The organism is Micromonospora sp. WMMD734 (genome assembly GCF_049178975.1).
Classification (GTDB): Bacteria; Actinomycetota; Actinomycetes; order Mycobacteriales; family Micromonosporaceae; genus Micromonospora; species Micromonospora wenchangensis.
This window is the reverse complement of record NZ_JBMHMK010000001.1, coordinates 6,067,695-6,082,278: the sequence shown is the minus strand read 5'-3', so window position 1 is coordinate 6,082,278 and position 14,584 is coordinate 6,067,695. Positions and strand designations below refer to the sequence as shown.

Annotated in this window: 14 protein-coding genes and 1 tRNA gene; 10 read left to right on the top strand and 5 right to left on the bottom strand. The window is 71.5% G+C overall.

The annotated features are described in order from the left end of the window. Positions 1 to 21: 21 nt before the first annotated feature. From ACN267_RS26350 to ACN267_RS26325, 6 genes are all read left to right on the top strand, one after another. On the top strand, positions 22 to 1,257 hold the full coding sequence (locus ACN267_RS26350) for an ATP-dependent nuclease (RefSeq protein WP_421490504.1): 1,236 nt from the start codon (positions 22 to 24) through the stop codon (positions 1,255 to 1,257). A gap of 171 nt (positions 1,258 to 1,428) precedes the next feature. Then, positions 1,429 to 2,124, top strand: coding sequence for an alpha/beta hydrolase (locus ACN267_RS26345; protein WP_421489892.1), 696 nt, complete (start codon positions 1,429 to 1,431; stop codon positions 2,122 to 2,124). A 59-nt stretch (positions 2,125 to 2,183) separates the two neighbouring features. Beyond that, the gene (locus ACN267_RS26340) at positions 2,184 to 2,390 is read left to right on the top strand and encodes a helix-turn-helix transcriptional regulator (RefSeq protein WP_088646531.1); all 207 of its coding nucleotides are present in this window, start codon (positions 2,184 to 2,186) and stop codon (positions 2,388 to 2,390) included. Between the two features lie 139 nt (positions 2,391 to 2,529). After that, a complete protein-coding gene (locus ACN267_RS26335) occupies positions 2,530 to 3,144 on the top strand; it encodes a hypothetical protein (RefSeq protein ID WP_421489891.1) in 615 nt (204 codons plus the stop codon). Positions 3,145 to 3,176: 32 nt separating this feature from the next. Continuing rightward, on the top strand, positions 3,177 to 3,671 hold the full coding sequence (locus ACN267_RS26330; protein WP_372445959.1) for a hypothetical protein: 495 nt from the start codon (positions 3,177 to 3,179) through the stop codon (positions 3,669 to 3,671). A 90-nt stretch (positions 3,672 to 3,761) separates the two neighbouring features. Beyond that, positions 3,762 to 6,338, top strand: a complete 2,577-nt coding sequence (locus ACN267_RS26325; protein WP_421489890.1) for a hypothetical protein — start codon at positions 3,762 to 3,764, stop codon at positions 6,336 to 6,338. A 98-nt stretch (positions 6,339 to 6,436) separates the two neighbouring features. Here ACN267_RS26325 and ACN267_RS26320 read toward each other — a convergent pair. Then, positions 6,437 to 6,523, bottom strand: a tRNA-Ser gene (locus tag ACN267_RS26320). Positions 6,524 to 6,598: 75 nt separating this feature from the next. Between ACN267_RS26320 and deoD the strand changes: the two genes are divergently transcribed. After that, complete coding sequence (gene deoD, locus ACN267_RS26315) at positions 6,599 to 7,309, top strand: purine-nucleoside phosphorylase (RefSeq protein ID WP_421489889.1); 711 nt, start codon at positions 6,599 to 6,601, stop codon at positions 7,307 to 7,309. Between the two features lie 108 nt (positions 7,310 to 7,417). On the opposite strand, the gene ACN267_RS26310 is transcribed toward deoD, so the two are convergent. The 4 genes from ACN267_RS26310 to ACN267_RS26295 form a co-directional block, all read right to left on the bottom strand. Then, positions 7,418 to 7,930, bottom strand: a complete 513-nt coding sequence (locus ACN267_RS26310; RefSeq protein ID WP_204958137.1) for a nucleoside deaminase — start codon at positions 7,928 to 7,930, stop codon at positions 7,418 to 7,420. Between the two features lie 220 nt (positions 7,931 to 8,150). Beyond that, the gene (locus ACN267_RS26305) at positions 8,151 to 8,684 is read right to left on the bottom strand and encodes a tRNA adenosine deaminase-associated protein (RefSeq protein ID WP_204957373.1); all 534 of its coding nucleotides are present in this window, start codon (positions 8,682 to 8,684) and stop codon (positions 8,151 to 8,153) included. 112 nt (positions 8,685 to 8,796) lie between these two features. Continuing rightward, the gene (locus ACN267_RS26300) at positions 8,797 to 8,964 is read right to left on the bottom strand and encodes a hypothetical protein (protein ID WP_204926980.1); all 168 of its coding nucleotides are present in this window, start codon (positions 8,962 to 8,964) and stop codon (positions 8,797 to 8,799) included. 73 nt (positions 8,965 to 9,037) lie between these two features. Continuing rightward, positions 9,038 to 9,400, bottom strand: coding sequence for a hypothetical protein (locus ACN267_RS26295; protein WP_281902177.1), 363 nt, complete (start codon positions 9,398 to 9,400; stop codon positions 9,038 to 9,040). A 144-nt stretch (positions 9,401 to 9,544) separates the two neighbouring features. Here ACN267_RS26295 and ACN267_RS26290 point away from each other — a divergent pair, with 144 nt between their 5' ends. From ACN267_RS26290 to ACN267_RS26280, 3 genes are all read left to right on the top strand, one after another. After that, positions 9,545 to 10,315 carry a M23 family metallopeptidase gene (locus tag ACN267_RS26290; RefSeq protein ID WP_421489888.1) on the top strand — a complete coding sequence of 257 codons (771 nt, stop codon included), beginning with the start codon at positions 9,545 to 9,547 and terminating at the stop codon, positions 10,313 to 10,315. 162 nt (positions 10,316 to 10,477) lie between these two features. Further along, positions 10,478 to 13,423: a glycosyl hydrolase gene (locus ACN267_RS26285; RefSeq protein WP_421489887.1), complete on the top strand. Its 2,946-nt coding sequence runs from the start codon at positions 10,478 to 10,480 to the stop codon at positions 13,421 to 13,423. A gap of 76 nt (positions 13,424 to 13,499) precedes the next feature. Then, on the top strand, positions 13,500 to 14,576 hold the full coding sequence (locus tag ACN267_RS26280; protein ID WP_281902170.1) for a PHP domain-containing protein: 1,077 nt from the start codon (positions 13,500 to 13,502) through the stop codon (positions 14,574 to 14,576). Positions 14,577 to 14,584: the final 8 nt, after the last annotated feature.

Genomic DNA, 14,584 nt, shown 5'->3' with positions numbered 1-14,584 from the left:
GGCGGCGAAATTGTCCATGGAATGATTTACAGAAATAACGCAAAATTCACAGTAAATCGCGCACCGAACACTGAGCCGCTCAATGCGATCTACCCGGTCCTTGCCACCCGCCGCCAACAGCACTACGAAGAGCAGGTCAGGCGGGAAGCGGCAATAACCGTGGTCCCGACCGACTCAAATCTGGTCTCCCGAGTCATGGCACTTGCTACTTCGGATATTCCTGAAGCGCTAACTTTTCGCCAAGCGTGCAATGACGTTCTCGGTGTCAGGCTTAATGTCTTTACCACTGAGCATGGCCAGCAAAGCGTGGGCATCCAGATCGACAGGTTCACCGACATACCGCTAAGTGCCATGGGGGCAGGAATTACAAGCGCGCTCAACTTGCTTCTCAGTCTAAGCACGAGCCGAAAAAAGCTATTCCTGATTGAAGAGCCGGAAAACGACTTGCATCCGCAAGCACTGAAGGCATTGCTGGACATTATACTCAAGGCCTCGAACGATAATCAATTCATTATCACAACCCACAGCAGCGTCGTTCTATCTAGGCTCGGCTCGGCGTCTGACTCTGCCGTTGTTCACACGACAAGCGACGGCAGGACTCCACCAACCACTTCCTTCGAGGTCATCGACTCTCCATCAGGCAGGATTTCGATAATGCAGGACCTCGGATACGAGCTAGCCGACCTCGAACTCGGTGAGGGATGGCTAATATTTGAGGAGTCGAGCGCCGAGCGTTTGGCGCGCGAGTTCCTCATTCCGTGGTTCGCGCCTCGACTAGTCCGCTTAAGAACCTTGGCCGCAACTGGCACATCCCGCCTCCAGCCAATCGTGCAAGATTTTTTTGAAATGTTTCTATTTGCACACCTGGAACCTATGTACCGTGGTCGCGCATGGGTTATCGCGGACGGAGACGAGTCTGGCGTACGAGCAATTCGGGACCTTAGAGCAAAGTTTCCGACATGGCGCGGCGATCGATTCATCAACCTCAAACAATCCGATTTCGAGCGCTACTATCCGGAGCCATTCAAGGCTGAGGCCGAGCAAGCCCTGTCGACAGCAGACAAGCAGCAACGCAGAGAAGCGAAACGCATATTACTACACAAGCTCTTAGCCTGGATCAGCGAAGACGAAGATCGGGCAAAGAGAGCATTCAACGAATCTGCCGATGAGGTTGTCCAAACACTGCGAGGGATCGAAGAAGCCGTCGTCTCCCTTGGTCGAATCTCTTCGCACCCCGCAGCCTTATCCATCCCCTAATAGAGACTGAGGCCCAACGCAGCCTGTGGCAACAAGCAACCGCGCAACTTCGGTCCGTCTCGACCCTGGTCGCCCGCGCTATGCCCATGGCAGAACGGGCACTCCGGCCCCCGCGCCGGACCTAAGGTTTTCCGCAACAGCACCCCGGTGCCGCCCGGTGGGGAGGCAGCGATGCGGATCGTCTTCGTGCACGGGGCGTGCGTACGCGACGGGGCGTGGTGGTGGTCCCGGGTCGGCGCGCTGCTCGCGGCCGGCGGGACGGCGAGCGTCGCGGTACGGCTACCGAGCTGCGGTGAGCTGCCGGACGCCCGTCGGCCGGCAGGGCTGGACGACGACGTGGAGGAGACCCGTCGGGTCCTGCGCGACGGCGGGCCGACGATCCTCGTCGCCCATTCCTACGGCGGGGTGGTCGCCAGTGCGGCGGCCGACGCCGGGGACGTCCGGCATCTCGTATACGTCAGCTCGTTCCTGCCCGACGTGGGTGAGTCGCTGGCCGATCTCGGCCCCGCCGGACCCGCGCCCCACCTGGAGTTCTTCCCCGACGGCACGTTCGCAGCCCGGCCCGAGCTGGTTCCGCCGCTGTTCATGCACGACTGTGACCCGGCGGCGGTGGACGGTGCGCTGGCCCGGCTGGTCCGGCAGGACGCCGCCGTGCTCACCACCCCGGTCCGGTACGCCGGCTGGCGGTCGACCCCGTCGACGGGGGTGGTCTGTGCCGGGGACCGCGCCACCCCGCCGGAGGTGCAGCGCGCCCAGGCGGCACGGGCGGGGCGGACGGTGGAGCTGGCCACCGGGCACCATCCGATGCTCTCCCACCCGGAACTGCTCGCCAGTCTGCTGCGGAAGGTCGCCGCCGAACACGACTGAGAACATATGCGCGGGACGCCAGAGGGGTCTGAGCGGTGCGTGTCCCTTACGGTCGAACGGTGAAGCGACCGCGCTTGTACGGACCGGGCGAACTGGCTGCCCTGTTCAACGTGTCGCGGCAACGGGTCCTACAGATCACCCGCCGACCCGGCTTCCCCGAACCACTCGCCCGCCTGATCGGCACCACGGTCTGGGACGCGGACGAGGTGGACGAGTGGGCACGCCACCACCGCCCACCCCGCCCGCCTGCGGAAGACGACGAGTAGCCGCCCGGCCCGTCGGCAGGGCACAGCAACACCGGCATGCCTCCCACCGCGAACCCCGGTACGGTGCGGGCACTCGCGGCGGCCCGGACACCGTCGTACACATGTGCTATCCACAGGGTGTGGATGGCGGGGGGATCGGATGAGTTACGAGCTCAGCGCGGTCGTCGCGGACGTCGAGCTGCTGCGGGAGCAGACCGCCGACCTGGATCACGCGGTGCTGGCGGCGCTGCGACAGGATTTCGCGCTGCTGCCGGTGACGCCGCAGTTGGTCGAGGAGCTGACCGGCGCGCTGCCGGACTACCACCCCGAGGAACCGACCCCCGAGCAGCCGTTCGAGCTGGTGATCTCGCCGGCGCTGGGTGGGCTGCTGGACCGCTGGTCGCGGCGGGGGCCGGTGGCGTACCTGGAGGCGGAGTTCGCCGGCGGGCTCGGCCACCAGGCGTCGGCGGTGTGGTTAGGCGGCCGGTTGAGCTGGGGCCCCCGCTTCGACTCGGCCTTCACGCTGCCGCGCGGGGAGTGGCCGATCAACGCGGCACTGGCCCGGCTCGGCGTGGAGCCCGGCCGGTGGCTGGACCCGTTCGCCGAGCTGGGCCTGCACCTGGAACGGCACACCGCCGGCTGGCTGGCACACGGCCGGCGCGGGCTGACTGCCGACTACTGGGACGAGCTGGCCGAGGAATGGGAAGAGCAGCAATTCCCGGCTGACCAGCAACCTGAACGCTCCGGTCCCGTTGGGGACTGGGGGATTCCATGAAATTGCGACAATTTGCCGTTCTTGCGGCGTTACTGGTGGCTGCCTCGGCGTCGGGCAGCGGCACCCATCCGTCGGGGCCCGAGGTCCCGGCGCGGCCGATCGGGGCCAGCCAGGTGGTCGGACTGCACGGCCTCGCCGGGGCCGAGTTCGGTGCCAGCGAGACCGAGCTGGCCCGACGCGGGGTGCTGCGCGCCGACGCCGACGCCTGCGGCATGACGCTGGCCGGGCACGGCACGGCCAGCCCGATCTTCGTCGACGACCGGCTGGTGCTGCTCTGGCTCGACGACCCGATGAGCACCCCGGAGGGGATCACGGTCGGCACCCCCGTCGCCGAGGTGCTGAGCCGCTACCCGTCATCCGTCCGGCTGCACGCGCCACCACGGACGTACCGGTTCGACGGGCTGCTGGCCCGCGACGGCGACCGGGGCTACCTCTTCCTGCACGACGGCACGGCCGTCCGGGAGATCATCGCCGGGTACGCCGACTGGGCCCGCCGCCTCTTCGACGAGGGTCACAGCCCCTGCTGAACTGCAACCGCGACGTGGATTGTCCGCGACCGGCCCCGATGAGAACATCTCCTGGCCACGCGGTCGGCGTCGGCAGCACACGGGGGATCGATGTCACGTACCGTCCTGTCCCGCCCGGTGATCCGGGCCGGGAAGTCACTGCCACGCCTCGCGCTGGCCGCCCTGCTCGTCCCGGCCCTGGCCGTCGGCCCGATCGCCGCAGGTGACGGGGCACCGACCCCGGCTGCGGCGGTCGGTACGTCAGACAGCGCGGCGACCCACCCGCCGGCACCCGCCACATGGGACCCGGGGTCGCCGGCCGCCACCGCCCGGAAGACGCCGGCCACCGGATCCGGCCGGAACACACCGGACCGGGACGTGCCGGTTCCCGCAGCCGAGCGGACCGCACCACAACTGGCGACGACCCCGGCCCCCGGTACGCAGGCCGCCGGGCTGAGCACCGGACAGCCACGTACCCGGTCCACCACCATCGTCCGGCAGCCCAAGCCACCCCGCTCCCGCTGCGGCGGCGTTCTGGCCCTCGGCAGGGTCTTCACCTGCACCGCGATCGTCGACCAGGCGCAGGACGTCTGGACCGTCACCACCACCGCCGCCGACGACCTGCTGCTGATCCAGCTCGGGCGGGGCTCCGGGCCGGACTCCGTCGGCGGCCGGGTCGCCGATGCCGCAGGTCGCGAGTTGTGCCGGCTCGGCGTGGACGCGAACCGCTGTCGGGTCGGTGCCGCCGGGACCTACCGGATCACCCTGCGGTTGCCGTACTCGACCGGGCGGGGGAACTACACGATCGCGGCCGAGTCGACGCACACCCCGTCGAGCTGCGGGCAGTTGCCGGCGGATCTGTTCGACTTCGGGTCACCGGGGAGCACGGTGACACTGCCGGCCGGGGCGGCGGCCCGGTGTCACCTGTTCGACCAGCCGCGCGGCGCGCTGCTGCGGTTCGCCGACCCGGGCGGCCCGCGCGACATCCGTGGGCTGATCCTCGACGGGCAGCACGGAACGCTCTGCGAGTTGAGCTACGGCGGCGGTGACTGCCGGCTCGACCGGCCGGGCCCCTACCGGCTGCTGAGCTGGGAACAGTACGGCAAGGAGGGCACCCACCTGGTCAAGGCGCGGCGACTGTCCGACCCGGCAGGCTGCCAGAGCCTGCCGCTCGCCCCGTACGGCGACCCGGGCAGCGCCGTGAACAGCGGTGCGACCCCGGCCGGCGAGACGACCTGTCACATCTTCAGCACCGACGCGGCCCGGCCGCTGCTCGTCCGCGCCGTCAGCCTCGACGCCACCAGCTTCGACTGGCAGGTGCTGGACGCGACGGGCGCTGAGGTCTGCGCCCGGGAGGGCATCCCGGTCTGTGCCGTGCCGGCCGCCGGCCGGTACACCCTGCTGGTCAGCAGCCCCCGCTACGCCGACCGGACCCACCGGTACGAGGTGGCACTGAACCCGCTCGACCGGGCCGACGGGTGCGCACCGGCCACCGGCTACACCCCCTGGGACCAACCGGCCCTCCAGGTGAGCCAGGTCGCCCGGGTACAGACCAACTGCCAGCCGTTCACCGGCCGGGCCGGTGAACGGGTCATCGTGTCCGGCGCACGCTGGACAATGGACAGCGGTGGCGAACGGATCTGCACTGAACCTTCCGACCAGGTCGGCTGCGTGCTCCCGGCCGACGGCGACTACCGGGTGATCTCGTACCGGGAGTGGAGCGGGAACAGCGTCGAGACGTACCCGTTGGGTATCCGGCGGATCTCCGACCCGGTGGGCTGCCCCACGGTCCGGCCCGGCAGCTACGGTGCCGCGCCCACCGGTGCCCCGGCCCCGGTCGCGTGCCGGATCCTGGACGTCCCGGCCGCCGGGGTCTACCGGGTGACCGCCCTGCACGGCGACAACGTGACCACGTTCGCCCGGGTCCTCGACACCGCCGGCCGGACGGTCTGCGCCCAGGTCCGCTGCCCGCTGCCCGCCGGCCGGCACACCCTGCTGGCCAGCGTGGACGCCACCAGCACCACCGAGTTCGCGGTGTCCCTGCTGCCGCTGCGGCCGACCGGGTGCACACCCGTCTCCGACGCCGGCTGGGCCGACGCGCCGCACCGGGGCCGGATCGACACCTCCGGCCAGATCGACTGCCTGGTCCTGCCCACCCCGTCCGGGGCGTCGATCGCCACGCTGCTGCCTGTCGACGCCGAGCTGAACGTCGACATCGTGGACGCGGACGGCGAGTCGGAGTGCAGCCTCTGGTGGTACACCTGGCACGGCTGCGAACTGGACGGCCCGGCACCGCACTCGGCGCTGCTCACCGGGCAGACCTGGGTGACGCAGCTGGCGTACACGGTGGGCTTCGCCAGGACCGACGCGCCGGCCTGCCCGACGCTGCCCCGGGACACCACGGACACCACCGTGACCACCGGCCCGGACCGCCTCGCGGCCTGCTTCACCGTCCCGGCCGACCAGCACGCCGCCCGGCAGACCCTCACCTGGGCGCGCACCGCCGGCACCGGCCGGGCCCGGCTGACCGTCTTCGACGGGGCGGGACGGTCGCCGTGCGGGACGGACCGTGCCGTCCAGGGCACCGTCACCTGCGCGCTGCCTCCCGGCCCGGTCACCGTGCTGCTGGATGCCGACGGCAACACCGCCACCTACCGGCTGGGTCACCGGAACGCCGGCACCTCCTGACCCCGTCGCGGGCCGGCTCCGACCAGGGGCCGGCCCGGCAAACGCGGAACGCCCGGTCGATCCTCACGGATCGACCGGGCGTTCTCGCTGTTCACGAGCGGTGGCGGCGGGATTTGAACCCGCGGAGGGCGTAAACCCTCACACGCTTTCGAGGCGTGCTCCTTAGGCCACTCGGACACGCCACCGCCGACGAGGGTACAGGAACACCGGTTCGGATGCCGCACCGGTATCGCTCCGGCCGGCCTGGCAGGATCTTCGCCATGAGTACGCACATCGGCGCGAAGCCGGGCGAGATCGCCGAGCGGGTCCTGATGCCGGGCGACCCGCTGCGGGCCAAGTGGATCGCGGAGACCTACCTCGAGGACGCCACCTGCTACTCGACGGTGCGGGGGATGCTGGGTTTCACCGGGCGGTGGAACGGCGTGGACGTCTCTGTCCAGGGCTCCGGGATGGGCATGCCGTCCGCGTCCATCTACGCCCACGAGCTGATCAACGAGTACGGCGTGAAGACCCTGATCCGGGTCGGTTCCTGCGGCGCGCTCACCGAGGACCTCCAGTTGCGGGACGTGATCGCGGCGATCGGGTCGTCGACCGACTCGAACATGAACCGGATGCGCTTCGACGGGTTGATCGACTACGCCCCGGTGGCCGACTTCGGGCTGCTGCGTACCTCGGTCGAGGTGGCCGAGCGGCGCGGCATCACCATGCACGTCGGGCCGATCCTCGCCGCCGACGCCTTCTACACCGACCGGCCGGACCTGTACGACACGCTGGCCGACTACGGCGTACTGGCGGTGGAGATGGAGTCGGCCGCGCTCTACACGATCGCCGCCCGGTTCAGGGCCCGCGCGCTGACCCTGCTGACGGTCAGCGACCACATCAAGACCGGCGCGAAGACCACCGCGCAGGAGCGTGAGCAGACCTTCGGCCAGATGGTCGAGATCGCCCTGGACACCGTCGCCGCCTCCTGACCGCCGCCCCGACGGCTCGCAAGGGGGCCGATGTTGCGGTCTCCACGCCCCGGGTCACCGCAACATCGACCCCGTCGCCCCCGACCCGGCCCGTCGGCCCGGCCCGGGTCAGCGGAAGAAGGCGCGCAGGACCGCCGCGTTCTCGGCCTCCAGGACGCCTGGGTAGACCTCGGGGCGGTGGTTGAGCCGGCGGTCGCGCAGGACGTCCCACAGTGAGCCGGCGGCGCCGGTCTTGGGTTCCCAGGCACCGAAGACGACCGTCGAGATCCGGGACAGCACCAGCGCGCCCGCGCACATCGTGCACGGTTCCAGGGTGACCACCAGCGTGCAGTCGTCGAGCCGCCACCGGCCCAACCGCGCGGCGGCCCGGCGCAGCGCCAGCACCTCGGCGTGTGCGGTCGGGTCCCCGGTCAGCTCCCGTTCGTTGCGGCCGACGGCCAGTTCGGTGCCGTCCGGGCCGTAGACCACCGCCCCCACCGGCACGTCCCCCAGCACCCCGGCACCCTCGACCATCCCACCGGGCCCGCCCGCTCCACCCGGCCCGTCGGGTTGCCCGGGTCCGGCGGAGGTGTCGGCGGGCAGGTCGGGGCCGGTGACGGCGATCTCCAGCGCTCGGCGCATCCACCGTTCGTGCCGCTGCCGGCGGCCGACGGATTCCGGCCCGGCCGGCCGCTCGGTCGCCCCGGGACCGGCCCGTCCGCCCGCGCCGGGCGTCGGCTGCCCCGGCCGTACGGCATCCGGGGCGGGATCGGTCGCGCCGACCGGCCCGGCCGCACCCGGCCACGCCGGGCCACCTCCGGCCCCGGCCGACCCTGCGGTGGCGTCGTCGGGGTGGGGAGGGTCAGACCTCACGCAGCTCCTCGACCTCGTCGGCGCAGCCGAGCACCTGGCACACCTCGGCGGTCACGTCGGCGGGGAGCATGCCCTCGTGGGCGCAGAGCTTGAGCAGGCGTTGGGCGGAGATGCCCAGGTCGGCGAGGATGTCGGCATCGCCCACCGGGTCGGCTTCCGGGTCGACGGCCGGCTGTTCGCTGTCCTCGTCGCCGCCACCGGCGGTGGCCGACGGCGGTTCGTCGACGTCGTCGAGGCCGGTGACCGACGTCTTGAGGTCGCCGACGAGCAGCGCACCGAGCCGGGACTCCTCGGCGTAGCCCGAGTCGGAGCCGAAGACCCGCAGGTCCTCCCCCTCGTCGAGGCGCAGCACCACCAGGTAGGCGTCGTCGGCCTCGACGAAGAGCAACGACACGTCGGCGTCGGGTTCGACGTCGCGCAGCCGGTCGGCGACCTCGTCGATGTCGGTGGCCCCGCGCAGGTTCACCTCGGCGGCGTTCCAGCCGCCCCCGTCGCGCACCACGGCGGCAGCGAAGTACGACATGGTTCCCCCAAAGACCTCGGCACAGCCGACTCGTTACGCGTGCACGTTAACCGGTCGGGTCGGCAGCCGACCGCTCAACGCCCCGAAGGGCCGGCAATCCGGGGAAAGTTCGTCAGCCGGCGACGCGGCGACGGGTCGCGATGAGCTGGCGCAGCCGTTCGGTGCGTTCCCGCTGCGGCCGTTCCCGCTGGCGTACGGAGCGGGCGCCCGCCAGCTCGGCGAGAATCTGGAGGCGGCGGCGGCTCCGCTCGGAGTCGAGCCGCGGGGTGTTCCAGGCCATACCGAAGAGCGTCCTCAGTCACAGCGGGTACGTCAAGATGGTGCGGCAAACGAAGCCGCGCGATGACACAGGGTCACCACATCGGCCAGTCCGCGCTGACCGCCCACCGCACCACGACCACCGCGAACGCGATGCTCCAGCCACCGGCGGTGACGATGGCCACACCTGTGCCGACCCCCCGGTCGCCGAAGCGGACCAGGGCGAACGCGGCGAGCCAGGCGAGCGCTCCGGCGATCACCGTCCACCAGGCGTAACTTGCGACGTCGCGGCCGAGCAGGCCGAAGAGCACCAGCCAGGCGGCGGCGAGGGTGCCACCCGCGGCCACCGCCGCGCCGGTGACGGGGTGTGGTTCCCGCCAGGTCGGCCGGCGGGGCGGACCGGCGGGGAAGAGCCCCGAGGCGGCGTACGGGACGCGTCCGGGCTGGTGGTCGGTCATGGTCACTGTTCCCCCTCCGGCCGGACGGAACCCGGCACGCCGCCGCCGGCCGGTGACGGGTCGACGGGTCGTCGCGGGAGCCGTCGTCGGCCGGGTGCCGCTGTCGGTGCGACCTCCACGGTAGCCGTCTGTCAGGATGTCCGAATGTCCCTGTTGCGGCCCGACCTACGGCGTACCCGTCCGGCGTACCCCGTCCTGCTGCTCGTGGTGGCGGTGCTGGCCGGCTGCGGGACGGACGAGCCGGTCGCGGGCCCGGTCTGGGACGGCCCGTCGACGGTGGCGACGGGCGACCAGCCGGCGACCCCGACGGCCCCGGCGGGCAGCCCGTCGGGCACCCCGGCTCCGAGCGGGACGCCGTCGGCCACACCGGATGCGGCGGCCCTGCGCCGGGTCTTCCCGGTACGGGCGGGCAACGTCGCCTACCACCCGACGCACTCGGGTTACCCGGGCACCGACATCTTCGCCGACTGCGGTGAGCCGGTGGTGGCGGTGACCGACGGGACGGTGCTGGAGGTGAGCCGGGTGGACCGCTTCCGCAAGAACGGGCCGTTGGGGCCGTACAACGGTGGTCTGTCGGTGTCGTTGCTGGGCGACGACGGGGTGCGGTACTACGGGTCGCACCTGAGTGCGGTCGCCCCGGGGATCGAGGCCGGGGTCCGGGTGCGTTCCGGGCAGCAGCTCGGCGAGGTGGGCCGGACGGGGAACGCGAACAACGTCTGTCACCTGCACTTCGGGTTGTCGCCGAAGTGCACCGGGCACGACGACTGGTGGATCCGCCGGGGTGTGGTGTGGCCGGCGAAGTACCTGGACTCCTGGCGGAAGAAGGGCAACCGGTCGCCGGTGTCGGCGGTGACCGCCTGGGAGCGTGAGCACGGCTGCCCGCGCGCGCCGCGCGGCTCCTCCGGCGCAGGCTGACCGGGGGTCGGCGGCGGCGCACCTCGACCGTACGCATTGACGTGGGTGTTACCCGTCGGTTAACGTCCCGCTAGAGAGAGCGCTCTCTCGACCGACCAAGCCCCCGAATTCCGACGAACCTCGCGCTGCCGGCCGACCCGCCCCGCGCGCGGAGGAGGCACGATGACACCTCCCGTCCCCCGCCGCCGCACCCCCTGGGTGCTGGCCGCCACCACCGCCCTGACCGTCCTCGTTGGCGGTCTCACCCTCACCACCGCCGGCACCCCCGCCGAGGCGGCCACCGTCGGCGCCGGCAGCTACACCACCGACCCGGTCGGCCCGCTCCCCGCCGGCTGCGGCGCCCTGTCCACCAACCCCCGCCAGTACGCCACCGCCAACGCCCCCGCCGGGCCGGTGCCCACCAACGACTGGTGGTCGTCGCTGCTGTGGAAGAAGACGAACTGCTCCTACAGCGAACCGCTGCACGCCCACCCGGTGTCCTACCAGCCGTTCAGCGACGGGCTCGGCTTCTCGGCACCGTCGGCCGCCACCGTCAGCGGCACCGCGACCGGGGTGGGCGAGTTCAAGTACACCTACACCGAGGACATCCGGGTCGGCGTGGCCGCGCTCGGCGCACCGGTGGTCAAGGTCGACGACTGGACGGACTGGACGGTCACCCCGTACTGGAGTGACGGGTCACGGACCCTACGCGCCACCATCGGCCACGGGCTGCCGTTCGCCTACTTCCAGGCCAGCGGCGGCGACGCCCAGATCAACCCGACCGGCGGCACCGCCACCGTCTGGTCCAACAGCGGGAGCACCATCGGCTTCACCGTCCGGGGCCACGACTACGTCGGGTACGCCCCGACCGGCGCGACCTGGTCCGTCACCAACGGACGGATCACCTCCGGCCTGGCCGGCAAGGGTTACTTCTCGATCGCCCTGCTGCCGCCCACCGCCGACGCCACCGCCCGCGCCGCACTCGCCACGAGCTACGGCCGGTACGCACACGCGCACGTCACCGGCACCCGGGTCGGCTACACCTACGACCCGGCGACCAGCACCGTGACCACCACGTACTCGTTCACCACCACGGCCCGGGAGGGCACCACCACCCAGACCGTGGTGAGCCTCTATCCGCACCAGTGGAAGGCGCTCACCGGCAGCACCCCGCTCACCCAGACCTACCCGTCGGCGCGCGGCCGGATGAAGGTGCTGACCGGGGTGGCCTCCTTCCGCACCGCGATGAAGTTCCACGGGGTGCTGCCCGAGGTGCCCGCCGTGGCCACCGGCTCCGGCACCGACCTGGCCCAACTGAAGGAGCAGCTCGCCGCCGTCCGGGGCAACCCGATGGACCAGCGCGGCACCGACACCTACTGGACCGGCAAGGGCCTCGGCCGGGCCGCCCGGATCGCCGAGATCGCCGACCAGGTCGGCGACACCGAGACCCGCAACGCGGCGCTGAACGCTATCCGCAGCACCCTGACCGACTGGTTCACCGCCGCCCCGGGCAAGACCGCGAAGATCTTCTACTACGACCGCAACTGGGGCACCCTGATCGGCTACCCCGCGTCGTACGGGTCCGACCAGGAACTCAACGACCACCACTTCCACTACGGCTACTTCATCGCGGCGGCGGCGACGCTCGCCAAGTTCGACCCGGCGTGGGCCGCGCAGAGCCAGTACGGCGGCATGGTCGACCTGCTCATCCGGGACGCCAACAACTACCAGCGCTCCGACACCCGCTTCCCCTACCTGCGGGACTACGACATCTACGCCGGGCACGACTGGGCCTCCGGGCACGGCTCGTTCAACGCCGGCAACAACCAGGAGTCCTCGTCCGAGGGGATGAACTTCGCCAACGCGCTGATCCAGTGGGGTCAGGCCACCGGCGACACCGCCGTACGGGACGCGGGCGTGTTCATCTACACCACCCAGGCCGCCGCGATCCAGGAATACTGGTTCGACGTCGACGACGAGAACTACCCGGCGGCGTTCGGGCACTCCACCGTCGGCATGGTCTGGGGCGACGGTGGGGCGTACGCGACCTGGTTCAGCGCCGAGCCGGAGATGATCCAGGGCATCAACATGCTCCCGGTCACCGGTGGGCACCTCTACCTCGGCTACCGGCCGGCGTACAACAAGGCCAACTACGCCGAACTGGTCCGCAACAACGGCGGCGAACCCACCGTGTGGCAGGACATCCTCTGGCAGTTCCTCGCCCTCGGTGACCCGGACGCGGCGCTGGCCAAGCTGCGCGCCAACCCCGGCTACACCCCGGAGGAGGGCGAGAGCCGGGCGCACACCTTCCACTGGGTCCGCAACCTCGCCGCGCTCGGCCAGGTCGACACCACGGTCACCGCCAGCCACCCGCTGGCCGCCGTGTTCAGCCGCAACGGCGCACGCACCTACGTGGCCAGCAACATCACCGCCGCGCCGCTGACCGTTCGCTTCTCCGACGGCACCAGTCTCACCGTGGCCGCCGGGAAGACCGCCACGACCGGGGCGTACACCTGGAGTGGTGGCAACGCGGCCGGCGGCACCAACCCGAGCCCGACGCCGACCACCTCCCCGACGACGTCGCCCAGCCCGACGCCCACCCCGACCGGGCCGTCGCCGACCCCGACCAGCCCGACCCCGCCGCCGACCACCCCGCCGGCCGGCTCGCCCACCCGGTTCCTGCTGCCCGGTGGCGGGCTCGGTTCCGCCGGCAGCGCGACGACGACCACCGTCCCCGGCAGCGGAGGCGCGAACCACGACGGCACCCCCAGCAACCCGGTGGTGTTCACCGCGACCCGGCTCAATCTCGCCTACACCGGGGGCCAGACCGGGTTCGACCTGTTCCTCGACGCCGGCCAGTCGGTGGGCAACGGGGTGCAGGCCCGGGTCTCCTACGACCTGACCGGGGACGGCACCTTCGACCGGGTGGAGACCTACCGGTACTTCGCCACCGACCCGGTGCCCGGCTACGAGCACTACACGCAGAACGCCGGCCTGCACTCGGCCACCGGCACGCTGGGCAACCTGTCCGGCGGCACGGTCAGGGTGGAGGTCTGGTCGGCGATCGGCGTCAACCCGTCCACCCTCGGCACCGGCAACCAGTCGGTGGTGAAGCTGCCGTACTCCTGATCCGCCTCCCCGTTGTCCACACCCCGCGCCGCCGGTCGTCCCCCGACCGGCGGCGCGGGCGCGTAGGTTGCCATCCATGAGCGCCAGAGACCCCGTCGCCGACCTGCGCCGGATCGCGTTCCTGCTGGAGCGGGCCAACGAGGCCACCTACCGGGTACGCGCGTTCCGCTCGGCGGCGACCGCCCTGGCCGCGTTGCCGGCGGCGGAGCTGGCCGAGCGGGCGCGGGCCGGCACGCTCACCGACCTGCCCGGGGTCGGCGACGTCACCGCCCGCTGCGTCACCGAGTCGTTGGCCGGCGAGGAACCGGTCTACCTGCGCCGGCTGGTCGCCACCGAGGGCGTCGACCTCGACGAGGCGGCCGGCGCGCTGCGGGCCGCGCTGCGCGGCGACTGCCACACCCACTCGGACTGGTCCGACGGCGGGTCTCCGATCGAGGAGATGGCGCTCGCCGCGGTCGAACTCGGCCACGAGTACGTGGTGCTGACCGACCACTCGCCCCGGCTGACGGTGGCCCGGGGCCTCACCGCCGACCGGCTGCGCCGGCAGCTCGACCACGTGGCGGCGGTCAACGCGGCGCTGCCCGAGGGGTTCCGCATCCTCACCGGGATCGAGGTGGACATCCTCGCCGACGGCACCCTCGACCAGGACGAGGAGTTGCTGGCCCGGCTCGACGTGGTGGTCGGCTCGGTACACAGCGGGCTGCGTGACGAGCGGGCCCGGATGACCCGCCGGATGCTCACCGCGATCGCCAACCCGCACCTGGACATCCTCGGCCACTGCACCGGGCGGATGGTGTCGTCCCGGCCCGCCGGGGTGACCGGCCCGGGTGACAAGGGGCACCGGGCGCGGACCCGGGCCGAGAGCGACTTCGACGCGGACGCGGTCTTCGCTGCCTGCGCCGAGCACGACGTGGCCGTGGAGATCAACTCCCGGCCGGAGCGGCAGGACCCGCCGAAGCGGCTGATCCGCCGCGCCCTGGAGGCCGGCTGCCGGTTCGCCATCGACACCGACGCGCACGCCCCCGGGCAGCTCGACTGGCAGCGGTTCGGCTGCGTCCGGGCAGCCCTGTGCGGCGTGCCCGCCGACCGGGTGGTCAACACCTGGCCGGCCGACCGGCTCCTCGACTGGACCCACACCCGCGCCTCGGGATGATCCACTCC